The 23,399-nt window shown below is 70.1% G+C and carries 25 protein-coding genes; 24 read left to right on the top strand and 1 reads right to left on the bottom strand.

Going from position 1 to position 23,399, the window contains the following annotated elements:
- Positions 1-17 precede the first annotated feature (17 nt).
- The 24 genes from ACXR2U_RS01080 to ACXR2U_RS00965 all read left to right on the top strand — a co-directional run bounded on the left by ACXR2U_RS01080 (position 18) and on the right by ACXR2U_RS00965 (position 23,032).
- Positions 18-212: a hypothetical protein gene (locus ACXR2U_RS01080; RefSeq protein WP_458823049.1), complete on the top strand. Its 195-nt coding sequence runs from the start codon at positions 18-20 to the stop codon at positions 210-212.
- 6 nt (positions 213-218) lie between these two features.
- Positions 219-647: a TadE/TadG family type IV pilus assembly protein gene (locus ACXR2U_RS01075; RefSeq protein ID WP_458823048.1), complete on the top strand. Its 429-nt coding sequence runs from the start codon at positions 219-221 to the stop codon at positions 645-647.
- Position 648: 1 nt separating this feature from the next.
- Positions 649-1,101, top strand: a complete 453-nt coding sequence (locus ACXR2U_RS01070; protein WP_458823047.1) for a TadE family protein — start codon at positions 649-651, stop codon at positions 1,099-1,101.
- A gap of 65 nt (positions 1,102-1,166) precedes the next feature.
- Entirely contained in the window at positions 1,167-1,556 is a 390-nt protein-coding gene (locus ACXR2U_RS01065) for a pilus assembly protein TadG-related protein (protein ID WP_458823046.1), read from the top strand.
- Positions 1,556-4,834, top strand: a complete 3,279-nt coding sequence (locus ACXR2U_RS01060) for a LysM peptidoglycan-binding domain-containing protein (RefSeq protein WP_458823045.1) — start codon at positions 1,556-1,558, stop codon at positions 4,832-4,834. The genes ACXR2U_RS01065 and ACXR2U_RS01060 overlap by 1 nt, the downstream gene beginning before the upstream one ends.
- Positions 4,812-5,501, top strand: coding sequence for a prepilin peptidase (locus tag ACXR2U_RS01055; protein WP_458823044.1), 690 nt, complete (start codon positions 4,812-4,814; stop codon positions 5,499-5,501). The genes ACXR2U_RS01060 and ACXR2U_RS01055 overlap by 23 nt, the downstream gene beginning before the upstream one ends.
- A gap of 433 nt (positions 5,502-5,934) precedes the next feature.
- On the top strand, positions 5,935-6,849 hold the full coding sequence (locus tag ACXR2U_RS01050) for a hypothetical protein (protein ID WP_458823043.1): 915 nt from the start codon (positions 5,935-5,937) through the stop codon (positions 6,847-6,849).
- A gap of 341 nt (positions 6,850-7,190) precedes the next feature.
- On the top strand, positions 7,191-7,349 hold the full coding sequence (locus ACXR2U_RS01045; RefSeq protein WP_458823042.1) for a hypothetical protein: 159 nt from the start codon (positions 7,191-7,193) through the stop codon (positions 7,347-7,349).
- Positions 7,350-7,683: 334 nt separating this feature from the next.
- Positions 7,684-8,463 carry a hypothetical protein gene (locus ACXR2U_RS01040; protein ID WP_458823041.1) on the top strand — a complete coding sequence of 260 codons (780 nt, stop codon included), beginning with the start codon at positions 7,684-7,686 and terminating at the stop codon, positions 8,461-8,463.
- 68 nt (positions 8,464-8,531) lie between these two features.
- Positions 8,532-8,906, top strand: a complete 375-nt coding sequence (locus tag ACXR2U_RS01035) for a hypothetical protein (protein WP_458823040.1) — start codon at positions 8,532-8,534, stop codon at positions 8,904-8,906.
- Positions 8,903-9,784, top strand: a complete 882-nt coding sequence (locus tag ACXR2U_RS01030; protein ID WP_458823039.1) for a hypothetical protein — start codon at positions 8,903-8,905, stop codon at positions 9,782-9,784. Before ACXR2U_RS01035 ends, ACXR2U_RS01030 begins: the two co-directional genes overlap by 4 nt.
- A complete protein-coding gene (locus ACXR2U_RS01025) occupies positions 9,781-10,083 on the top strand; it encodes a hypothetical protein (RefSeq protein WP_458823038.1) in 303 nt (100 codons plus the stop codon). Before ACXR2U_RS01030 ends, ACXR2U_RS01025 begins: the two co-directional genes overlap by 4 nt.
- A complete protein-coding gene (locus tag ACXR2U_RS01020) occupies positions 10,083-10,931 on the top strand; it encodes a hypothetical protein (protein ID WP_458823037.1) in 849 nt (282 codons plus the stop codon). Before ACXR2U_RS01025 ends, ACXR2U_RS01020 begins: the two co-directional genes overlap by 1 nt.
- The gene (locus ACXR2U_RS01015; RefSeq protein ID WP_458823036.1) at positions 10,924-12,414 is read left to right on the top strand and encodes a type IV secretion system protein; all 1,491 of its coding nucleotides are present in this window, start codon (positions 10,924-10,926) and stop codon (positions 12,412-12,414) included. Before ACXR2U_RS01020 ends, ACXR2U_RS01015 begins: the two co-directional genes overlap by 8 nt.
- Complete coding sequence (locus ACXR2U_RS01010; protein WP_458823035.1) at positions 12,411-13,940, top strand: SCO6880 family protein; 1,530 nt, start codon at positions 12,411-12,413, stop codon at positions 13,938-13,940. The genes ACXR2U_RS01015 and ACXR2U_RS01010 overlap by 4 nt, the downstream gene beginning before the upstream one ends.
- Complete coding sequence (locus ACXR2U_RS01005) at positions 13,940-15,493, top strand: ATP-binding protein (RefSeq protein WP_458823034.1); 1,554 nt, start codon at positions 13,940-13,942, stop codon at positions 15,491-15,493. The genes ACXR2U_RS01010 and ACXR2U_RS01005 overlap by 1 nt, the downstream gene beginning before the upstream one ends.
- Before the next feature lies 1 nt (position 15,494).
- Complete coding sequence (locus tag ACXR2U_RS01000) at positions 15,495-16,643, top strand: C40 family peptidase (protein WP_458823033.1); 1,149 nt, start codon at positions 15,495-15,497, stop codon at positions 16,641-16,643.
- A 610-nt stretch (positions 16,644-17,253) separates the two neighbouring features.
- Positions 17,254-17,559, top strand: coding sequence for a hypothetical protein (locus ACXR2U_RS00995; protein ID WP_458823032.1), 306 nt, complete (start codon positions 17,254-17,256; stop codon positions 17,557-17,559).
- Positions 17,560-17,648: 89 nt separating this feature from the next.
- The gene (locus tag ACXR2U_RS00990) at positions 17,649-18,884 is read left to right on the top strand and encodes a hypothetical protein (protein WP_458823031.1); all 1,236 of its coding nucleotides are present in this window, start codon (positions 17,649-17,651) and stop codon (positions 18,882-18,884) included.
- 21 nt (positions 18,885-18,905) lie between these two features.
- Positions 18,906-20,423 (top strand): type IV secretory system conjugative DNA transfer family protein, encoded by a 1,518-nt coding sequence (locus ACXR2U_RS00985; RefSeq protein WP_458823105.1) that lies wholly within the window; start codon positions 18,906-18,908, stop codon positions 20,421-20,423.
- Positions 20,424-20,479: 56 nt separating this feature from the next.
- Positions 20,480-20,953 carry a hypothetical protein gene (locus tag ACXR2U_RS00980; RefSeq protein ID WP_458823030.1) on the top strand — a complete coding sequence of 158 codons (474 nt, stop codon included), beginning with the start codon at positions 20,480-20,482 and terminating at the stop codon, positions 20,951-20,953.
- Positions 20,954-21,007: 54 nt separating this feature from the next.
- Positions 21,008-21,391, top strand: a complete 384-nt coding sequence (locus ACXR2U_RS00975; protein ID WP_458823029.1) for an Lsr2 family DNA-binding protein — start codon at positions 21,008-21,010, stop codon at positions 21,389-21,391.
- 243 nt (positions 21,392-21,634) lie between these two features.
- Complete coding sequence (locus ACXR2U_RS00970) at positions 21,635-22,321, top strand: hypothetical protein (RefSeq protein ID WP_458823028.1); 687 nt, start codon at positions 21,635-21,637, stop codon at positions 22,319-22,321.
- A 249-nt stretch (positions 22,322-22,570) separates the two neighbouring features.
- Positions 22,571-23,032 carry a hypothetical protein gene (locus ACXR2U_RS00965; protein WP_458823027.1) on the top strand — a complete coding sequence of 154 codons (462 nt, stop codon included), beginning with the start codon at positions 22,571-22,573 and terminating at the stop codon, positions 23,030-23,032.
- Between the two features lie 27 nt (positions 23,033-23,059).
- Here the strand turns inward: ACXR2U_RS00965 and ACXR2U_RS00960 are convergent, their stop codons facing one another.
- On the bottom strand, positions 23,060-23,380 hold the full coding sequence (locus tag ACXR2U_RS00960) for a hypothetical protein (protein ID WP_458823026.1): 321 nt from the start codon (positions 23,378-23,380) through the stop codon (positions 23,060-23,062).
- Between the last annotated feature and the right edge of the window lie 19 nt (positions 23,381-23,399).

Genomic DNA, 23,399 nt, shown 5'->3' with positions numbered 1-23,399 from the left:
AACCGAGGGAAGACATGATGCTCGAACTGCAGATGCTGTGGGCCTGGGTCAACGGACGGATCGACAAGGTCCGCGACGAGGGTGACGAGGCAGGCTTCACCACCCTGGAGTGGGTCGCCATCGCCGGGGTCGTCATCGTCGCGGCGATCGTCGTTGCGACGGTTCTCATGAACAAGGCCAAAACCGGCGCCGGCAAGATCAACGTCCAGTAGTCACCGGTGATCCCGAATCGTTGGGGCCGGGCGTTGTGCGCTCGGTGGAAGCGCACTCTGCGCGAACCCGATGCCGGCTTCTCCACCTTGGAAGCAGTCGTCGTCATCCCGGTGGTGGTCATCATGACGATGATCTCCGTCCAGTACGTGATGGTCTGGCACAGCCGCAACATTGCGGAGGCGGCCGCGCGCGACGGGCTGCGTGTGGCCCGGGGGTACCAGGCGACAAGCGCTCAGGGGGCGGCGACGTGCACCCACTTCCTCGACACCGTCGCCGACAGGATGCTCGGCGACCGTAGCTGCACCGCGAATCGTGACGCCCTGACGGTGACCGTCACGGTGCACGCCACCGTGATGTCGGTGATCCCGTTCGGGTCGTTCGTCATCGACGAGACCTCCTCGGGTCCCATCGAAGTGTTCACCGGAGGCGGTTGAGATGCGGACCCGGTTGTTCACGGCGTGCCGGCGCCCAGAGGGGGACGGCGGATTCGCCACGATTGAGCTCATCGTCATCACTCCCTTCCTGCTCGCCTTCGTGCTCCTCGTCGTGGGCTTCGGGCGGGTCACCCATGGCAGGCAGCTCGTCGATCAGGCCGCCGCGGCCGCAGCGCGTGCCGCCGCGCTGAGCAACACTCCTGGTCAGGCGCAGGTACACGCTCAGAATGAGGCGGCCGCCACCCTGTCCCAGGCCGGCGTGAGCTGCCAGTCGATCCGGACCACCGTCGACACCTCGAGCTTCCACGCTGGCGGGACGGTGGCGGTCACGGTGACCTGCGTGGCGAGCCTGGCCGACCTGACCGTCGTCGGATTCCCCGGCCACCGCACGCTCACCGCGACATCGGTGTCGCCGCTCGAGCAGTACCGCCAGTTCGGCGAGGGCACCCGATGATTGGTCTACGAACCAGCTGCGCCCGGTGGCTGCGCCGCATCCTCGAGGACAGCGAGCGCGGGTTCGTGTCTCTCTACGTCGTTGCGATCACCGTCGGCCTGCTCGCGCTGGCCGGACTGGTGATCGACGGCGGTAGTGCGATCGCGGCCCGGGAACAGGCCGCCGACACCGCGCAGCAGGCAGCCAGGGCAGGCGCCGATGCCCTCTCGCAGGATTCGCTCCGTGACAGCGGGGGCCTGTTCGCGTCGCCAGCGGCAGCAACACGGGCCGCGAATGAGGTCCTCTCCACCGGCGGCGTCACCGGGACCGTGCTCGTCGCGGGTGATCAGGTCACGGTCAGCGTCGTCGTGCACCGGGCTACCGCAATCCTGTCCGCTCTCGGCATCAGCGAGCTCACCGGCTCCGCCACCGAGAGCGCCACCGCCGTGCGCGGAACCACCACCGGAGGTGCCTGATGCGGCGCGGTCTGAGAGCAGTGGGCGCGCTGGTCATCCTGTGCGTCCTCGTCGCCGGTATCCCCGTGTTGCTCGCGCTGACGATCGGCGACCCGTTTGCAGGCTGGGCCGACCTCCGGGTCGGAGACCTCACCGACGTGGTGATCGTCGACCTGCTCGCCCTCGTCGTCTGGATCGCCTGGGCGCAGTTCGCCCTGTCGGTGGTGCTCGAGTGTGTGAGCGTCACCCGGCAGGTGCCGAGCCGGCGGCACATCCCGCTCGTCCCCGGCGCGAGCCAGCATCTCGCCCACGTCCTGATCGCGTCGGTGCTGCTCCTCGGCGCCGCGAGCACGACAGTTGTCATCCCGACGCACGCCACTGCGTCGACGCCCGTAGCGACCTCGACCCGGGCAGTCGCCACCCCCGCGGTCACGACGGTGCCCTCCGGGACCGGGTCGACGTCGTCCATCGCGCGGGACTTCTCGGGCGCGATCCGGCAGCAGGCTGCGTCATCCTCCTACATCGTGCCGACCGACGGCGACGGCCCAGACACCTACTGGGACATCGCCGCCGCGTACTGCGGAGGTGGCGAGAACTGGAAGCAGGTCTGGGACCTCAACCGCGGCCGCACCCAGACCGACGGGACCGTGATGAACGACCCCGGCCTGCTGCGGCCCGGCTGGGCCGTCGCGTTGCCCGGTCCCGCGGTGACGACCCCCGAGGCTCCCGTCGAGCCGGTGACGGTCCGGGTCGACGACACCCTCTCCGGGATCGCCGAAGCGCACGGGCTGTCGGACTGGCACCGAGCGTGGGACGCGAGTCAGGGCATGGCCGAGCCCGGGGGGCAGACCTTCGACGATCCGGACCTGATTCGACCGGGCTGGATCATCAACGTCCCGACGACGGCAACGCCGACAGCCGTCCCGCCGGTGGCGCGGCCGGCGGCGCCGATACCGCCGCAGCAGGCCCCGCCGACGTCGTCCGTTCCGGTGGTGCCGGCCGAGCCCGCCACGCAGGCTCCCCCCATGGCTGCTCAGCGGAGGGCGAGCAGCCCAGAGTCGACGTCCTCGGTGCACTCGTCGGACCGGTCGATGATCGCGTTCGCAGGCGGGGGAGCGCTGCTGGCCGGACTCGCGCTCGCAGCGCTGGTCCGCTACCGCCGGCGCCAGTTCCGTTGGCGCAGCGCGGGCCGGGCGATCGCAGCGACGCCTCCGCATCTGGTGGATGTCGAGCGACAGGTCCTGGCGGCCGGCGGTGCTGCTGCCGGCGACGTGGTCTGGCTGACCGAGGCGCTCCGCAGCCTCGTGCACGCACTCTCCGGACAGGAGAGCGTCCGGCTACCCGATGTCGTCGCCGTGCGCATGACGGACGACGTGATCGAGCTGATCCTCACGAGCCCCCAGCAGAACCCGCCAGAGCCCTGGGTCGCCGACGAGCCCGCGACACGGTGGTCCATCAGCCGCTCGGACCCGCTCGGATACGCCGTCGCCGATCAGCAGTACCACTTCGCCCCGTACCCGACCTTGGCCAGCGTCGGCTACACCTCGGACGGCGAGCACTGGATGCTGGACCTCGAGCGTGTCTCGGCGATGTCGTTGTCCGGTGACCCCCAGCGGTGCCTCGGTCTCGCCCGGTTCCTCGCCGCTGAGCTCGCGCACAACTCGTGGTCGGAGATGCTGCAGGTCACGCTCGTCGGCTTCGGCCGTGAGCTGGCCGACATCAACCCCGACCGCCTCAGCCACACCGAGGACTTCGCCGATGCGATCGGTTCGCTGCGCCGTCAGCTGGGATCTGTCCGGAACGTCATCGACAGCGTTGGAGTCGACGTGCTGGCCGGCCGGCTGCGCAACATCGCGGGTGACGCGTGGGCACCCCATGTGCTGCTGATCGCCCCGCACCTCGCCGAGGACGCGGTGGGCCTGGAGGATCTCCTCGCAGAGATGCGCGGCCAGCGCGCCCGCACGGCGGTGGCACTGGTGCTGGCCGGCGCCCCCGATCTTGCCGACGGCACCCGGTGGCAGTTGACGATCGACGCGAACGGGACCCTGAAGATCCCGGCTCTGGACATCGAGCTGACCGCCCAGCAAATCCCGGCCGACGAAGCCGCCGGCTTGGCAAAACTGCTGGCCCTCGCCGCGGCCACCGATGACCGTCCACTCCCCGGCGCTACGGGTGACATGCCGTGGGATGCCTTCTCCGACGCCGAGGGCGGACTCCGGCCGGAGGCTCGGCCGACGACGGCGGGCACCGCCGCGGTGACCGGAGCCGAGACGTCGGCACCGCCCCGGCCGGTCGCAACCGCAGGAGCAGCCGACATTCCAACCCTGCACCTTGCTCAGTCGACGTCGTGGCCGACACAGTCGATCCTGCCGCTGGCCCTGCCCACCTACCTCGAGCACACCGCCGCGACCGAGGATGACATCGACGTCCTCGGCCCACGGACCACCGAGGTGCTCCGTGACGACGTCGAAGGAGCGGACCCCGAACTCGACGCCGAGCTCGCAGCCTGGCACGACCCGAACTGCACGAGGCCCAAGATTCGACTGCTCGGTCCGGTCGCCGTCACGGCGCAGGGCGAGCTCCCGGCCCAGAGCCCGCGCCTGTCGTGGAACACCGAGGTGGTCGCCTACCTCGCGACGAGGCCGACCGGAGTCTCCGCCGAACGCTTCGGCACCGACCTCTGGCCGGGCGAACCTGACATCGCCGGAAAGACCAAGGTCCGGCAGGCCGTGATGATCGCTCGCAAGTGGTTGGGTGAGAGCCCCGACGGTCACGAGTATCTGCCAAAGGGCACGACGGCGTCCGTCAACGGCGGCATCGCACGCTACGAGATCACCGACGCCCTCGTCGACGCCGAGCTGTTCCGCCGTCTACGGCTGAGAGGTCTCGCGCGAGGCGCGGGCGGCATCGACGACCTCTGGGCCGCGCTCGACCTGGTCGACGGCATCCCGTTCGACGCCCGACGTCCGGGCGGCTACTCATGGCTCGCGGACGACCCGCTCGACCACTACTTCGCTGGGATGATCGCCGACACCGCGAACACCGTTGCGACGCACCACCTCGCCGCCGGAGAGCCGCGGCGGGCGGCGGCAGCCGCGCAGGTGGCCCTGCGAGCTGGCAGTAGCGAGGACACCCCGCTGCTCAATCTGATGCTGGCGTGCGACGCCCAGGGCAACCGCGCTGAAGGCGACGTCTACAAGCTGCGGATCATGGCGAACCACGACGCCGAGGTCGAAGAGGACCTCCCGCCGCACACGTTCCTGGTTCTGAATCGGCGTGATCGCGCCCAGGCAAGCTGAGCGGTATACGACCTTGACCGGGACCGTATGGCTGCCTGTCATCGGCTCGGCCGCGCTGGCGTTGGTCGTCAGCCCGCTGCTTGCCGGATGGACCGCTGCGCTCGCAGAGGGTCAGGTCGCGGGCTGGTGGCGGCCCCGCCGGGTGACCCGTCGACGCCGTTTGGTGGTCGCTGGGGCAGTTGTCGCGGTGGGTGTGCTGGCGGGCGTCGCCACCCCGTGGGCGGCCTGGTGGTTGTTCGCCCTGGGCGGGTGCGTGCTCGCCGTTGTCGATGCCGAGCGGCACGTTCTGCCGTCCCGCCTCCTGTACCCACTCGCGGGGGTCGAGTTCGCCGTGCTCGGCGTGACGGCGCTCGTCAGGCACGAGCCTGACCATCTGGAACGAGCGGTGTTCGCCGCGGTCATGCTCGGGCTGTGCTGGTTCACCCTCGCCTTCGTCGCTGGCGGTGGGATCGGTCTCGGCGACGTGCGGCTCGCCGCGATGACCGGTGGCCTTCTTGGTTGGCTCGGGTGGACTGACGTCCTGCACGGACAACTCGTCGCGGTGGTGTTGAGCGGCGTCACTGGCTGCGTCGTCGCGCTGCTGAATCCCAGCTCACGCAGCCGGGCGATGCGGGTCCCCCTCGGGCCGGCGTTGGTTCTGTCGACAGTGTTGGTGTCCTGGGCGTGACCGCCTCGGGGCATGCTCCTGTCGAGTGGGGGGACGCTGGCCGGGTCGCTGCGGGAATGTGTCCGCGATGCGCTCACGAGCCCGACCGCCGTGCGCGAGGACTCCGTCAGACACCGCCGCGGCCGTAGTCCTTTCGACAAGGACATCAGTCGGTTCTACAGTCGGCCTCAACGGAGGTTGCCATGAGTCCGACAGGTGGGGCAGGAGCGCGGATCCTCCGCGGGCAGGCCAATCCAGGCGAACTGCACATCACGTGCACTTGCGGCAAGGAGTACGCCATTCCTGCGACGGCGCGCGACCTGGCCGTTTGCCCAAACAAGCGGTGCAAGATTGCGGCACGCGACCTGCCGGTGAGCTGACCCATTCTGGTAGGGCGGGCGGATAGCCTGCCCCCATCATCGACGCCGTCAAAGCCTTCGGTTCCAGGCTGCAGTTGGTTGGGTTCTTCCCGACCGCGCTGGCGGTCGCCCTGGTGCTGGTGATGGTCAAGTCGGGGGCGCCGCAAGAACCTCTGACTCTGAACGGCGTCCAGGCGGCCGCCTCCGACCTTGGCGTCGGCGGCGGCGTTGTCATCCTTGTCGTCGCGGCTGCGGTGTCAGTGACACTGCAGCCGTTGCAGTTTCGCCTCGTGCAATGGCTTGAGGGCTACTGGTCGTTGCGTCCTCGCGGCCCACTTGTTGTCATCGGAGTCCTGTTCCGGCTCGGGATTTGGAGACAACGCCGACGCTTCGACCGGGCTGTGGAAGCGCTGTCGTACTCGTCAACGCACGCGCGTCCGATCGATCGGGTGCGGGCTCAGGCGGCAGAGGAGTCCCTGCGGCTGCGATTTCCGAAGCCTGAAAGGCTGCTCCCCACGGCTTTGGGTAACGTGCTCCGTTCCAGCGAGGACCGGGCAGCACTCCGATACAACATCAACAGCGTGAACCTGTGGCCCCGGCTGTTCCCGCTGCTACCGCCCGATCACGCTGCCGGCATCGAGGACGAGGTCACGGCACTGGACGTTGCCGTGCGTCTGGTGATCACCTGGTTGGGGAGCGCTGCGGCTGGAACGGCGCTGTTGCTCCGACACCCAGCGCAGGCGGTGACCCACTGGCAGTGGGTCGTTGTCGTCGCCGTAATGGTGCTGCTCGCGCAGTTGTCCTATCGGGCTGCGATCGAATCAGCGCTCGCACACGGGCGCGACATCGAGATCGCCATCGACCTCTACCGCGGCCGGGTTCTGGACGCGACTCGGATGCCCGTGCCAGGCAAGCTGTCCGAGGAGCGGGCCACGCTCAACGCTCTGGAGGGCTTGTTCACGAGCTACTCACCGGACCAACCGGCGGAGCTGGATTACCGACCGAGCTGACCTCGCCCATTGTGGTGGTGAACTTAAGGGGATCACCACCCTCACCCGCCACGCTCGATGCGTCGTGCTCGCCAACCCGGTCATCGGTCGTCTCGCGCCTGTTGTCCGCAGTCAGCTGAGGTGCAGGGTGGTGCGTTCCTCTCCGGCGCCTGGAACGGAGGGTCCGGCGTCCAGGCCAGCGGCGGCGTAGGGCTGATCTGGCGGGTAGAACATGCGTTCGATACATTGCACTCATGGGCCCGCGCCGAGCCAACCGGGGGCCGACCCCTCGGAGTGATCGTCAGATCCTGGAGCACTCGGACGACGTCGGGCTCTTGCGAGCGATCGCGAGAGGTGAGGCCATGGTCGAGGCGTCGAACCGGATGGACCTGCGGCGTCTCGCCCGCGAGGACTTGTGTCTCGCCGGTTTCGGGATCGGTGTCCGGGCGACGTTGCTGCCGCGGGGGCAACGCATCGTTGCCGCTGCATGGGGTGAGCTGCCGGCCCCGCTCGAGGAGTAGCGCTCGCCCCGCGAGCGAGCCGAGCCGCGGCGGCTCCAAGAGCGGGTGGCGGTGGCTTACCACCAGTCGCACTGGCCGGGTAGCGCCCGATGGCACGAGCCAAGACCTGTGAGTGCACGTGCATGGTCGCGTCACTCCACTCTGCCGCCGTGTCACCTGACATGCGGTCGTTGGCCTGCTTCAAACGACCACGGGCCCAGGCGTACGGACTCGAACCGAGTCGTGGCCCGGCGGCGCCGCGTCACCTGCCGTGTCACCCCTCGTGAGGTGACCCAGGACAGAACACGGTTGCGGACCGTCTTCGGCATCACCACTCGATGCTGGAGGCACCCCGATGTTCTACGACAACACCATCGCCGGAAGCTGGACCGCCCTGGTCGACCGTCTCGACGCGACCTCGACCGTCGACCGGTGGGCCGCGGACGAACCTGGGCTGGCCGGCGTCCGCAGCGTCGAGCAGCTGCACGCGTTGCTGGCTCCGGGGGGCGACCCCGGCCGCGCCGACGAGCTGCTCGGCGGCCTGATCCGACTCGCCGCTGTCGACGGGGCACGCGACGACGACGCCCTGCTCGTCGTCCTCCACTGCCTCAGCGGCCTAGTGCTGAGCCTGGCCCGCGACCTGGCCGACCTCAGCGAGGACATCGTGGCGGTCGTCGTAGGGGAGTTGACGTGCCAGGTCCGCACCTACGCGCGGCGGGGTCGGACGCGAGCGTTCGCGGCCAACCTGCGGTTCGAGACCCGGCGCGCGGTGTTGAAGGAGCTGCGTCCCAGCGTCCGCCACCACCCCGAGTGCGGCGAGCGTGTCACCGACGACGGCGACGTCGAACGGCTCGTCACCGGACCCGCCGCCAGCCCAACGGACGTCGACGAGGACCTCGACGTCGTCGAGCTGCTGCTGTGGGCCGTGAGCTCGGGCGTCGACGCCGAGGGGGTTCGCCTCCTCGTCGCGACCGAACACGCCCGCGCCCGCTCGACGCGGCGTGTCAACGGAGACGCCGACAGCGATGTCGCGCGCGAGTTCGGGCTGTGCACCCGCACGCTCTACCGGCGGCGCGGCAAGACGCTGGCCGCCCTGCGCTCGGCAGCGCAGCAGTACGTCGCGGACGTCGCGTGAACACGAGTTCACCGGTACTGCTCCGGGTCTCGATGTCAGCCACGGCTGACCCTCGACGCCTGTTCGCGATGACAGACGTCGTTGTCGAGCGAAAGGCCACCGGCATGGACACCAGCGGTATGCGCAGACTTGACCGGCAGGTGATCACGATCGAGCAGGTCGCCGACCTCCTCCAGACCGTGCACGCAGCGAACGCCCGGGTGGCCGCCGAGCTCGACCTCGTGGTGGGATCGCGCGCCAGCGTCAGTCAGACCACCGTCGAGCGACTCGCGCGTCTGGCCGACGAGCTCGAGCCCGGGGCGGTCGCGCGCACTGAGCTGGCCGGACTCGAGCCCGGCCTGCTGATGGACGGGACGTGGCTGTGGATGCAGCGCTCGGGGGCGAGCGAAAGCACGGCACGAGCCCGGGCCGCCGCGCTCTGGACCGGCGGGCAGTGCGGATGACGCCTGCCGATGCTGAGGTGTCGGTGGCTGAATTGCAGCACGCCTATCGAACCCTTCAGCACGACGTGCGCACACGTCGGTCGAGCCGCGGTGGTTCCACGCTGGCCTTGGCGAAGGAGGACACACGCCTCGACGTGCGCGTGCTCAACGACTCGTCCACGACGGTGGGGGCGGCCGTGCCATCGGCGTGGATCGCCGTCGTCGCGGCGCATGCGGGCGCCGGCGCTTCCATCACGGCTCTCGCCGTCGCCGACGCGGCAGCAGGTGACGGCAGGGCGGTGCACCTGATCGAGGCGGCTGGCCCCGCACGATCCGGCTTGCTCACGGCCTCGAGCTCGGAGCTGGGACTCGATGACACCGGCACGTGGCGCCGAGGCCGCCGCGGGTCTGTCCTCATCGATCGTCGAATGAGCGACGATCGCGCAACCGCGTGGCCGTCCCCGACAGGTGATGGCGTCGAGACCACGATCGTGGACCTCGGCCTCCTCTCCGAAACTTGTCTCAGACAGGCCGTGGCCGGCCGTGCCGGGTGCGTCGTCGTCACCCGGCCGACGGTGCCCGGCGTGCGCTCGACGGAACAGCTGCTGAACACGCTCGCTGATGCGCGCGTAGCGGTCGCGGTGGTCGGAGGCGGCCGTTGGCCCAGCGAAGTGACGTCAGGCCTCGGCCCCCGCCTCCGGCGCCTCCGCAAGGACGGGCGGGTCGTGACGGTGCCGCTCGCGCGTCGCGTCGAGACCTCCGGGCCGACGTCGACTCCGTTGCCTCGCGACCTCGTCGCGGCCAGCCGCGCGCTGCTGAACGTATTGGACGTCGCTGCTCCCGATGACGCGACCACCGCCACTCCCCATACGCCACGACCGGAAGGAACACCGCGATGAGCAGCACCCTCGTGGCCGAACTCGGCTCCCGTTACCTGGCGGCCGGCGTCTGCCCCGTGGCACCGCCCGGCGTGCAGCAGTGGTCGGACCAGGTCCTGGCCTGGGTCAAGTGGGGGGTGCTGGCGGTCCTCGCGATCTCGTTCTTCGTGTCCGTCGGAATGCTGATCTGGGGTCGTGTCACCCACCACCCGAAGGGCGCCCGGCTGGGCTTCGACGGCCTGATGATCTGCATCGTCGGGGCGATCATCTACGTGGTCGGCTATGTCATCATCACCTCGATCACCGGGACGGGTTGCTGATGCGCGGCCTGCGCCGACCCGCCGCACGGCCGGCACCCGAGTGGTCGCGTCAGAAGATGTTGGCGCTGCTCGTGGGCGTTGCGGTGACGGTGCTGGTCCTCGTCGTCGGAGCCGTGCTGGCGATCGTGTACGCCGTCCGTCCCAGCTCGGAGACGGCGCAAGGGCGACCGCAGAACTCGGTCGACGGGTTCTCGGTCAACGGCACGGACGTGGCCCCGGGAGCTGCCGCCGCGGCCGACCCGCGTGATGTCCTCGCGGACGCGGCAATGCCCACTGCCGATGCTGACGCGTCGCACCCCGGGCCGGTGTCGGTTGCCGACCCCGGCAGCCCGATCGACCTTCCTCCCGCCACGGGTGCTGGGGGTGCGGGAGTGCCCACCGGGTTCCCCCACAGTGTCGAGGGCGCCCTTGCCCAGCTCGCCGCGATCGATCAGACGGCGCTGCAGTCCGGGACCTTGCAGGGCGCGCGCGACGTCATCGCCGCGTGGGCGCTACCTGGTGGGCCCACCACCACGACATGGTCGGCAGTCCGTGCCATGGCGGAGTTCCTCGACGCGGCCGGACTGTCGGGCGGCGGGACCCAGCAGCTGGCGATCGTGGTGTCGCCGTTGATGGGTCTGGTCAAGGGAGCGGTCGGCACCGACTTCGTCGTGCCCTGCGTCGACTTCGAGATCGACGTGACACTGCAGCAGACGACCCGGGGCGCCGCCGCGGACTGTCAACGGATGGTGTGGACCGGCGACCGGTGGATGGTCGGGTCGGGCGCCGAGCCCGCCACCCCGCCCTCGGTGTGGCCCGATACCGACCTCGCGATCACCGTCGGCTACCGGGACCTCCGCCATGCCTGACCTGGCCGCCACGACCTGCGTCGACCACCTCACCTGTGGCTCCGGCGTCCACTACGAAGCGTTCGGCCTCGGCGATCTCAACCCGCTGACGTGGCTCGGCAGCGCGGCGTCGTCCGCCGTCGCCGACGTCTGGAAAGCCGCCATGATCGGCCTCTGGAGCGCTGGGCTGTGGTTGCTTCAGTTCGCATTCAAGATCATCGACGCCTTCACGACACCGGACCTGTCGGCCGACGGTCCGATGGGATCAGTGCTGCCGACCACGCTGTGGCTGGGCTCGACGGTCGCGGTACTGATGATGTTCGTCCAGCTGGCCACCGCTCTCGTCCGCCGGGACGGCCAATCCATCGGCCGGGTGCTCCTCGGCGTCGTGCAGTTCGGCGCCGTCTGGCTGATCTACCTGAGCGTCGCCGGAGGCCTGGTGGCCGCCGCGGGTGGACTGGCCCGCGGCGTCCTGCAGTCGATGCTCAACGTCGACACGTTCTCTGCGTTCGACGTCACCAGCTCGTGGCCGCGCGAGATCGAGGACACGACCCTCGCGACGGTGCTGGGAATCCTGTCGCTCCTGCTGGTGATCCCCGCCGCGTTCTTCTACGTGCTGATCATGTTCGTGCGGGAGGGCGCGCTCATCATTCTCGTCGCGACCGGGCCGATCTCCGCCGCCGGACTGGTGAACGACACCACCAAGGTGTGGTTCTGGAAATCGTTGCGTTGGTTCATCTCGTGTCTGTTGATCGCACCGACCACGGCGCTCGTTCTCGGCATCGGGGTCAAGCTGTCCGCGGGGATCGTCGCGGGCGACGGGGACAAGACGGCTGCCGCCGCCGGCATGGCGGTGGTCGGCGTCATCGTCATCGCCGTCGGCGCGTGCTGCCCGATGGTGGTGTTCCGTCTGCTCGCCTTCGTGGAACCCGGGACGGCCAGCGGTGCGGCACTCCGGCAATCGTGGTCGGAGGCGGGCGGAACCTCCGGAGTCATGTCCGGAGGAGGAGGGCAGCCTGCCGGTACCTCGGCGGCGGTTCAGAGCGGGAGTGACGGACGCTCGGGTGGGGAGTCCGGCGCCGAGTCCCAGACCCAGTCGCGGCTCGCGAGCATGCTCGGGCCCGTCGGTGGAGCGATGCAGTCGGCGACCTCGATGGCCCACCGCGCGGTCGACATCGGCAGTGACATCCTCGGTCAGGCAGGTGTCGGCTCGCCCGGCTACAGCCAGACCCCCACCGATCAGCGCAGCGGGGGCCAGGGGGACGGCGGCGCGAAAGGCGCCGGCTCGAACGCTGGCAGCGGAGCGGACAGCCCGTCCGGTGGCAGCACCCCGACGCCGTCGACGCCGTCGACGCCGTCGGTGCCGTCGGTCCCGCCGACGCCACCGATGCCCCCTGTCCCGAGCGGCGGGTTGCCCGGCGCAGCCGGTTCGCCCGCGGGTGCGGGGGCCGGCGGCGCCGGTGCGGCGGGCGGCGCCGATGCCGCGGCTGTGGTGGCGCTGTGAGCGCGCCGACCGGTCTCGTTCGTTACGGCTCGTGGTCGAAGGACAGGCAGGGATGGTTCCTCGGTCTCGGCGGTGGTTCGTGGATCGTGATCCTGCTGGGTGGCCTCCCCCTGCTGGTCGCGGCGGGTGCCCACACCTGGGCCCTGGTCCTTGGCTGGCTGCCGGTCTGGGCGGTGCTGATCGTGCTCGTGACGGTCCCGGTCAAGGGCCGGTCGGCCTTCCGCTGGGGGCTCGACTCGGTGCTGCGATCGGTCGGCATCGTCCTGCGGTGGTCGGACTGGCAGTCGGGCGCGGCCGCCGGAACCACCGAGAACTTCGACGACGCCGACCTGCCCGGGGTCCTCTCCGGCGTCCGCACCCACGACGGTCCGCCGTTCGGACCCTTGCTCGCCCGTCCGGCGATCGTCGCCGACAACCGGGAGCGCACCTGGGCCGTCGTCGCCAGGATCACCCACCCCGGCATCGGACTGGCCGAGGCGCCGGTGCGCACCCGGATGGGCAACGGACTGTCGGAGCTGCTGGAGGGCGCCGCCATCGCCGAGCTGGTGTCGGTCATCGCGCTGCAGATCCGCACCGTCCCGGACGACGGTGCCGAGCGCGCCGCATGGCAGCAGCTCAACCTGCGTCCGGACGCGCCCGCGCTCGCGCTGGCCGTCAACGCCGAGCTCACCGCAGTGATGACCCAGGCCGGAGTACGGCACGAGGCCTTCGTGACCGTCGTCATCCCCGAGGGGCGCATCGCCAAGCTGGCGAAGGAGGCCGGCGGCGGCATCGACGGTCGGGCGCGCGTCATCTACGGCGTGATGGGCGAGATCGAAGCGCGCCTGCTGGGGCCGGTCGCCTGCACCACGGTGAGCTGGTTGGACTCCCCGGCGTTGGCGGCCGCGATCCGCACTGGCTTCGCGCCTGGTGACCGTGCCGGTCTCACCGCCGCCGACATCGCCGCCCAACGCAACCCGCAACTCACGGCGTCATTGCCCATGGCCGCAGCAGGTCCGTCGTCCACCCCGAACCCGGAACGTCGCCACTACGCCCACGACGCGTGGCTGTCCGCGACGTGCACGATCCTGCTGCCGGACAAGGGAGCGATCATGGGCGCCCTGGCCCCGGTGTTCACGCCGACCACGGCTGGCGAACGACGATCGGTGACGGTCTTCTTCGAACCCGTTCCCGCTGCGAAGGCCGACCGCATCGTCGGCAACGAGTCGATGTCGTCGGAACTGGCGACCGAGATCCGCCGCAAGGGTGGCTTCAAGGTGCGCGCCGCCCACCGGCGCGACGCGGCACGCGTCGAGGGCCAGGACGTTCGGCTGGCGGACGGCAACGCGCTGGTGCGGGTGGCCATCGCGGCGTCGGTGACCGTGCCCAACACCTGGTCGATCACCGACTACGGACGTCGGTTGGAGTCCAACATCACCGGTTCCGGCTTCAAGCCGCTTCGTCTCGACCTTGCGCAGGACTCCGCGTTCGCGGCCGCCTGCATCCCGCTGGGAATCGGACTGCCCCGACGTCGAGGACACCGGTGATGCGCCGCACGCAGGACGGCGTCCCTGGTGGCAGGGGTGTCGCGCAACTGGTCGCGGACTTCGGGCACGAACTCCCGGCGCTGGTACCTCCGCCCACGCCCGGCCCAGACAGCGACCCGTTCACGGTCGTGGTCGGTCGGCACGGGGCGACCGGCCGCGCGCGGGGCTGGGCCCCCGTACCGGCGCCGCTCGCCGCGTACCGCATGACGTCGGAGCAGGTCGGGGGAGTGTGGCCGCTGATCGCCGGGGACGGCCTGCCCTCGACCGGTGCGCAGATGGGCATCGACTACTTGTCCGGCGGGGCCTTCCATGTCGACCCTGTCGGATGGACGCTCACGGGCACCGCCGGCGTGACCAACCCCAACATGATCTTCTTCGGTGCTCCGGGCCGCGGCAAGTCCGGCACGGTGAAGATGTTCTGCCTGCGGATGATGGCCTATTCCTACAGGACGCTGATCCTCGGCGACGTCAAGGACGAGTACGAACCGTTGTGTCGCGCCCTCGGCGTGGAGCCGCATGCGGTCGGACACGGCCTGCCGGCCCGCATCAACCCGTTGGACTTCGGTCCGCTCGGCAACGACTGGCGCCGCCTTCCGCGGGACGAGGCACAGCGGCGCGCAGCGATGATCTTCTCCCGTTGGCTGCTGCTGATCCGCGGTCTCGTCGGTTCGCAGCACGTGCCGTTCGGGCCGACCGCAGAGACAGCTGTCGGGCAGGTCATCCGCGATCTCACCGGTTACGCCACCGGCGCCGACCGGATGAACGCGATCACGATCCCGCAGGTCTGGGAAGCCTTGAACAACCCGTCGGAGGCGTTGATCGTCGACTGCCGCTACTCGGACCGGCAACACTTTCTCGACGAGACGCGCGCGGTGCGCGACGCCCTCGGCTCGCTGGTCAAGGGTCACCTGTCCGGACTGTTCGACGCGGCCACCACCGTCGACGTCGACTGGCGTGCACCGATCCAGTCGCTCTCGCTCTCACGGCTGGACCCGCTGGGCGACGAGGCCGTGGGTGTCGCTCTGACCTGTCTGAACTCGTGGGGCCGCGCGATGACACAGGTCGCCGAGCCGGGCGATCTGCGGATCATCATCCGTGACGAGTGCTGGAAGCAGATGCGTCTCGGCACGGACGCGGTGAAGTCGCTGGACGCCGACCTGCGCCTCTCGCGGCGTGACGGGTGCATCCAGGTCGTCATCGCGCACAAGCCGTCCGACATGCTCACCGTCGGTGACGCCGGCAGCCAGGCCGTCGCGATCGCCAAGGACCTGATGCATCTTTGCGCGACAAAGGTCCTGCTCGGGCAGGACGACCAGATCGGCGACGAACTGTCCGACCTGCTCGGGCTCAGCCCAATGGCCGAGCGCATCGTCACCGATTGGGCCACCGCGGCCAAGGGTCGGGCCCTGTGGCTGATCGGTTCGCGTGTTGCGAAGGTGCAGACAGTGCGGACCTCGATGGACATCGCCCTGACCGATACGAACGACGCGATCAGCAGTGTTCACGATGCTCCGTCTCGGGAGAGCTCCCGCCCGGTCGGCGGTGCTGCCTGACATGGCCGCTCCAGATGGTGGTGCGGCTCCTAAGGTCGGCCTCTCAGCTCTCGCCGTGCTCGTGATGTCGACGGTGCTGATAGTCGTGGCGGGCGCTGGCGCGAACGCGTCTCCCAGCTCGAACGTCTGCGGCGGCGCCGGGACCGGCCAGACCGTCGGCACGATCGCGCTGGACGCGGAGCAGCTGGGCAACGCCCGGACCGTCGTGTCCGTCGTCGCCGGTCGGCACCTCCCGGTGTTCGCAGCAGTGGTCGCCGTCGCGACCGCCTACACCGAGTCGACGCTGCACAACTCGTCGGCGCAGTCCGACCACGATTCGGAGGGGTTGTTCCAACAGCGCGTCTCGATCTACACCGAGGTTGTCGCGATCGACCCGGTGCGAGCCACCAACGCGTTCCTGGACCGCCTCGTCGAGGTCCCGGGTTGGCTCGGACGCACCGTCGGCGACGACGCCCAGACGGTGCAGATCTCCCAGCACCCGGAGCGGTACGACCGCTACACGTCACTGGCACAGCAGGTCGTCGGTCAACTCTGGCCGACCGCTGCCGCGGCGGCCGTTCCTCCTCCTACCCCGTCAGATACGACCGCAGCGGCGACGCCGGCCATCGGTGCCGGGCCGGCCATCTGTGCCGGCGGTGGGGGAGCTGTGCCGGGTGGCGGTGGCGTCGCCGGCTCGATCGTCGGCCCACACGGCAACAACGTCGCAGGGACGACCACCGTCCCGCCCGGCTTCGTGATCAGCGGATCCACGACGGCCGCGGTCGCCGTCCGTTTCGCGCTCGCGCAGCTCGGCAAGCCCTACGTCTTCGCCGCTGCCGGACCCACCGCCTTCGACTGCAGCGGGCTCACGATGGCTGCCTGGGCGACCGCAGGCGTGGCTCTGCCGCACCTCGCCGCGGCGCAGACCGCCGCGGGAACCGCTGGGCTCACGGACCTCAGCCAAGCAGTCGGGGGCGATCTTGTGATGATCCCCGGCGCGGACGGCACCGCCGCCAACCCCGGGCACGTCGGCATGATCGCCGGCTACGCCGACGAGCCGGACGGCCGACACCTCTTCATCGTCCAGGCGCCCATGAGCGGGATCCCGGTCGAGCTCACCGAGGCCACCGAGTGGTCCGGTCAGATCAGCGACGTCAGGCACATCGCGTGAGTGCCATTTCCGCGCGACGCCGCGACCCTCAGCCGATGACCCAGGGGTGGGAGATCGCCGCCGCGACGATCGGTGGACTCCTCCTCACCGCGGCGCTCGCGGCTCTCGCCGGTCTGGGAATCGCCTCCGCCTTGTTCGGTGGTGGCTGGGTCTGGCCTCACGGCACGGAGACGATCGGTCATGTCATCGCTGGTGTGCTGACCGGTCATCCCGGGCGCGGCCTTCCCCCGGCAGATGCTGCTCTTGTTGCCCCGGTCGGCGTCACCTACGGGTGCATCGCCGGGTGCGAGGTCGCGACCATCGCAGTGGTCATCGGTGGCGGCGTGCTCGTCTCCAGGTACCGCCGGCCGAACGACGCACGCAGCGGAATGGCCAGCCGTGGCGATGCCAACCGCGTGCTCGGCGTCGGTCAGCTGCGAGCAGCCCGCCAGATCATCCGACCTGACCTTCACCCGTCGGCTGCCCTACAACGCGTCGGGCGCCGTGGGTGGCGGCCGTCCACAGGCGCGCGACCGCGCACAGAGTCGCGCACCCGGCAGGAGGCCCGCTCCGGGGGCCCGAATCCTGAAGGACCAGTCGCGTTCCGACACCACCACGACGAGGAGATCCCATGACCATGAACGGATCGGTCACCAGCGACCCCGGCCCCCGGGCACGTGCTCTCGCACAGTTCGAGGCGGCGGCGAGGTCGACGGGCGGGGTGTCCACCACCGCCCGCCTTCATTGCCTCGCCGCCGTGGACGCGCTCGGGCCCCAACCCACTGACTACGAACTTCCCCCGACCGCCGCTGCCGACGGACACGACTCGCTGATCCGTGGTGCGCTGCGGGACCTGGGCTCCCTGCCCATCGGGGAGTTCGGCTCGGTCCGTGCCGCGGCGATGCACGGCCGGCGCGCGCTGGCCGCGTTGCGCTGATGGCCACCAGTCTGTCGGACCTGCTCGATCACACGGTCGACCGCGCCGCCCACGCGGGCCTCGGCGAGGCGGTTGCGCGCGACGCCCGCATGGCCCTGGGCCGGTTGGGTTCGGCCGTGACACGGCTCGCCGTCGACGGCATCGACACCGTCGACGTTCCCGATCCGGAGCGCGCCTGGTGGGTGAACGCGCTTGCCAACGCCTGCAGCATCGCCGGGCAACCGCCGATTGCCCCTTCGAACGTGGCACCGGGCCGGCTGGCGGAGTTGGCCGACGCCGCCGGGATGACCGCCACCCTCTACCGGGACGAGCTGACCTCCGGCGAGCGCTGGGCGAGCGTCGTCGCGCTGACCGACACCGTCCTCGCGCTCACCCGTCTTGCCGAGGGACCTCACCCCACCGCCGGGGCGGCCCGGGCGATCGCCATGGTCGATGCGGCCGGAGCCGTCGTGTCCAGGTTCGCCGCACTCGACCCACCGAACGCGGAGCACGCGGCGGTGCTCGACCGGCCGGTCCCGGATCCGTTCCCGAATGTGGGGTCTCACAGCGCGCGGATCGACGAGGCCGTTGCCGGGTTGGTGCACTCGACTCGTCCGGGTACCGGTCCTCACTCGGTCGCTGCCATCCTCGCGGTCACGATCGCGGCCGAGACGCTCTGCCGCGCCACCGCACGTCCGGGCGATGGTGACGCCGCTGACGTCCAGAAGGCGGCGGTGGCCTGGAGCAACGTCCGTAGTGCGTTTGCGCCGTTCAACGACGGCAGTCGCGAGCCGCAGACCGTCAGGCCTGTGGCCGCGAGTTACGCACTCAGTGTCAACCGAGTGTTGCATCATGCACGCGTCCAGGAACAGGTCGATGGTGTCGGTAGCGGCATCCTCGTCGTGGCGCCCGAGGTGGCGAGGCGCCTGCCGGTCATCGCGCGCCATCTCGGTGCGGCGGTTGTTGAGGCGACGAACGGTGGCCGCCTGCTCGCCCACGCGTGCGACCTCCCGTTGCGGGAGTCACGGGTCGAGCAGTTCCTGGCGGGACGTCGGCCCCGCGGGCTGGTCGTCGCGGACCTCAACGACGTGCGCGCCGTCACCGATGCGCTCGACGCCGCCGTGAGACACAGTTCGGGGCTGGGCGACGGTCGACATCGAGTGGACACCCCCTACGCGGGTCCCGACCTCGGCCGCGTCGACCTCGATCGGGTCGCTGATCGGGATGCGATCCGCGCCGAGCCCGTCGATCGGTCGCACCAGGAACGCACTGCTGCCGCCACGTGCGCAGCTGCCACCGCGCTGGCGTGGCACGCTGCGCCTCCGGTGTCCGGTCCACGACGTTGATCCTGAGCAGCCGGAGTGGACATGGCCTTCGATCCAGCTGACGTCGGATGGCGGATCGGACGATCGCAGTCACCCCGCGGCGTCGAACTGTGGTCGCGGTACGACCGCACCACCGGCGTCTACGGCGAGCAGGGATCCGGCAAGACCCTCGATGTGCTGGCGCCGGCGCTGCTCGCGCACCGCGGTGCCGCCATGGCGACCCTGACTAAGGTCGACGATCTGCTGCTCACCGCCGGCCGTCGACAGTTGCCCCTGACCGCGACCGGGGGCGCGCGCCCCATCGCCGTGCTCGATCCGTTCGGAGCGGCACCGGGCCTACCGGAGTTCGTGTGGGACCCGATCGCCGGGTGCGTCGACCCGAAGGTGGCCGAGAAGCGCGCCAAGGCCTTCGCCGCGGGGACGGTCACCGGAGCGGTCACCGGCGGTCATCACGACGGGGCCGCGCGCTTCTACGCGGCCGAAACGGCGAAGGTGCTGCAGGGCTTCCTGCACGCCGCCGCGTTGACCGGCCGCAACCTCGACCACATCCTCGAGTGGATCGCGAACCCCGTCGCGGCCGAGCAGCCCGCCGAGATCCTCCGGCAGCACCCGCATGCGGCGAGGTTCTGGGACGGGCTCGTCAGCGGCGCGCTCCACGGTTCGGCCGATACGGTGGGCAACACGGTCACCACCGTGCAGCAGGCGATGGCGCTGTTCTTCCAGCCCGCGATCCGGGCCCGGTGCGTGCCGTCGACGGGCCGACCCGCCACCGACATCGCCCACCTGATCGCCAGGCAGGGCACCGTCTACCTCCTCGGCCGGGAGGATCCCTACGCCAGTGCGGCGCCGCTGATGACAGCCATTGCTGAACACGTGCTGGACACCGCGTTGTGGGCGGCGACGACGGCGCCGCACGGGCGGCTCACGCCATGTTTCCTCGCGTGCCTTGACGAGCTGCCCTCCACCACGCCCCTGCCGACCTTGCGGGTGCGGATGGCCAACGAGCGCGCACTCGGGTTGAGCTTCATCTACGCCGCGCAGACCTGGAAGCAGATGGTCGTCTCGTACGGCGAGGACGAGGCACGGTCACTGTTCGGCCTCACCAACAACTTGATCGTGTTCGGCGGCGGGAAGGACGTGCAGTTCTACCGCGAACTGTCAGAGCTGCTGGACGACGTCCGCATCAGCCGGCAGACCGTGTCGGACGGTCCGGGCGGCGTCGGAACATCCCGTGCGGGCGAGGATGTCCGTGTGCTGCGCCCGGGCGACATCCGCCGAATCGAGGAGCGCCATGCGCTGGTGATCGCCGGCAACGCGCCGCCGATCATCGCCAAGCTACGGCGCTGCTTCGACGGCAAGGAGGGTCGCCAGCTCAAGGTGGACCTCGAGACTGCGCGGGCACGTGTGACGGCCGCCCGCGCCGAGGTCACCGACCTCGAAGACCGCACCGCTGCGGCCGTGGCCTACGCGCGCGCCAACCGTCTTGCACCTCCGACCCGGTCCCCGCACCACGACGAACCACACGCGGAGACGCCTGGCGTGAAGCAGTGGTCATGGTGACGTCGATCGTCAGCGCCTTCCCGCCCCCGCCTGGTTCAGTGGTCCGGGTCCTCAGCATGCTGCAGATCCTCCGGCGCGGCGACCGCGACGAGATGCGGGCGGCTGGTATCGACGGCGACGTGCCACGGCCGTGGGACCCCGCCACCTGCCCGGCTGAGCTGAGAGAGGACATGTGGCTGTGGTGCGATGAGGTCGCGATCTGGATCAACCACGAGTACGCCTGGCGCCCCGCGCAGATGATCCCGCCCTGCTGGCCGCACCACGCCCACATCGCGCGCGAGCTTCCGGTCCTCGCAGTTCTGCGGTGGACGGCTGAGTGCGCGACCGTTCCCGAGCTCGTCGAGGACTGGCACCGCTACACGTTCCCAATGTTCTGCGACCGCATGAGCGGCCGCCTCGGCGAGAGCACGTGTCGCACGGGCGAGCACGCTGAGTGGCCGGCGGAGGCGCGTCACCACTCGTACGTGGGGCGGAGGGGCAACGACACTCGGTTCGACGAGATCAGCTCGCGTCGCGGGGATCTCGTTTGAGCCGCCCGGGCCGATCCGTTGCGGTGCCTGCACGGTGCTGAGGGTGACCCACCCGTGTATGCGTGGTCGGGTATTGACACCTGGATTAGCCCGGTGATGTCGATCGGACACAATGGGCTCATGCAAATCACCATTGATTCGAACGAACCCCTCGCCGACGTCATGCGCGTCGTCGGCAGCATCTACAACGTCACGTTGACCGCCGACGGCCGTCCGTCGATTAGTGGAGCGCGCCGCAGGGGGAACAAGGCACCCTCGGCTACGACGAAATCGAAGTCCTGGAAGAACGGGTCGACTCGATCGTCAGCTGCGAACAGCGGTGCCTATGACCCGAAGGTAGTACGCCAGTGGGCCATGCAGAACGGGCACGAGGTGAGTGCTCGCGGTTCGTTGCCGGCGGCCGTGCTACAGGCGTACGAGGCGGCAAACTCGAACTGAGTACGAACCCGACGAGCAGCAGCATCGCGTCCGTTCGCCGATCCCCGGTTGCGAAGTCGTCGTGCTTTGAGCCCTCGACGGCGTTCGCAACGGGTCCGCTTCTACGACTCTGTGCAAGCCGGGGGTCGGACAGACGAGAACGGCCAGCCGGCCGCGACCCATCTAGTTCCTGGCCAAGTCCTGCTTGCCCGAAGGATGCCCGCGGGGGCTGTTCACACGGCGGTTGTGAGACAGACTGCGGCCATGGAGTACGTGACTGGTGCGGGCGGTGCGGTGGGTGGGACGGACCCTGCGGAGGCTGAGGCGCGAATGGCGGCGTTTCGTCGTCGGCAGGTCCCAGAGAACGAGGCGCCGGTCAGTGTCGGGTGGGACGCGGTGCTGCTGGAGTCCGCCGACGTGGTCGTGCTCTTGGCGGGCGCTCGGGTGTATTCGACGGGCGTAGAAATCACGGTGGTCGTGAACGCACGCCGCGACGAGGATGATCCGCAGGGCGTCGCGCGCGGGCTGTTCGATCCGCGCGCGGGCGCCGACGTCCTGCTTCTGGGGGTGGAGTACGCCGACGGTCGAACCGGCAGCACGTCTGGCGGGATGCAGGCCGTGTTCGCCGAGGCAGCGACGCTCGCAGCGGATGCGGTGACGTTCGCCCCGGTTGGCGGGGGCGGGGGTTCACGGCACGCCACCCGTACGTTCTTCTTGTCACCTGTACCGCCGGTGGGGCCATTACGGCTGGTCGCGGCGTGGCCAGCGCGAGGACTCGAAGAGCGAGTCGTCCGTCTGACAGCGGACCCGATTGCCGCGGCCCAGGCCGGGGTCCGGCGGCTGTGGGACGTCGAGCCGCGTGTGCCACGTCCACCGCGGCGCCCGCCGGTGCCGCCGGGCGGGTGGTTCGAGCGCAACCAGTCCGCCGACTCGGAGCCGGGTCCATCCTGACCTCGGCCTCGGCCGCCCACGCGACGGCGCCTCTACACGGCTGCGAGGGCAGCCTCGTCGACACCGACCCGCGGCTAGCCCGCCGCGATCGGGGATCGGCATCTGCGTCAGGGGGTCGCGCCAGCGCTCCCCCAGGGCGCCTGCTCCGAGGTGCGTCGTTCGCAAGGTGTCGAAGCTGACGATGACGGGGTCGGGGACACCAGGCCGCAATCGCGGCTCGCGTTCGTGTGTCTGTGCCACGCTCGTCTCATGACGGGCCTGACGGGAGCGATCATCGCCGGGGTCGTGGCGCTCCTGGTCGCGATCGGAACCCAGGTCGAGCTGGCCCGACGCGAGCGGCGAGCACGCGTCTATGAACGTCGCCGGCAGGCACTGCTCGACACTCAGGGGGCGGTCGTCGCGATGCGAGGCCGACTGCGCGAATACGGGCTCATCGCGCGAGCTGGAGCCGGGATGCCCTCGCCCGAGCTCGATGAGGCCCAACGCCGGTTCGACGATGCCCGCGTGCTGGTCACGGTCACCTTGACCCGGGTGGAAGATCGCCGCGTCATCGACGCGACCGAGTCGTGGGCAGTCGACGCACAGCAGCGGTTCGTCAGCACACAAGATGTGAGTCCTCGGGACGAGGACGCGGACTGGGATGCGCTGCACGAGGCGTTCGCCGCCGCCTTGCGCTCGGCGACAGGCCTGGGACCGGCGCTGAAGAGCTGAGCGACCAGCGGGAGCGGCGGGCGCGACCTAGCTGGCGACAGAGGCAAGGCTCGCCGCAACGTCGAAGCGTGCCGTGGCCTCGAGCTCGCTGGCAGCAAGGGTCGCGTCCTGAGCGAACTGTGTCGGCGCTCCGGTGAGGACCATCTCGGCGGCGTTGGCGTCGAACAGGATGCGGCGTACGAGCTGAGCTGCGAACGAGGCGGTGCCGCTGAGGAGATTCGAGGCGTCGACGACCACGTGGACGCCGTCCAAGGGGCCTTCTGCGGCCGTGAACGCGTCGACCATCTCATCGGCGAAGTCCCGGCCACTAACGAGGCGCGGTAGCCGGATGGTCTTCGAGTCCGTCATCTTTAGTTCCCTACCAGTA

This window comes from Jatrophihabitans sp. YIM 134969 (assembly GCF_054456675.1).
This window is presented reverse-complemented; position numbering and strand designations above follow the sequence as displayed.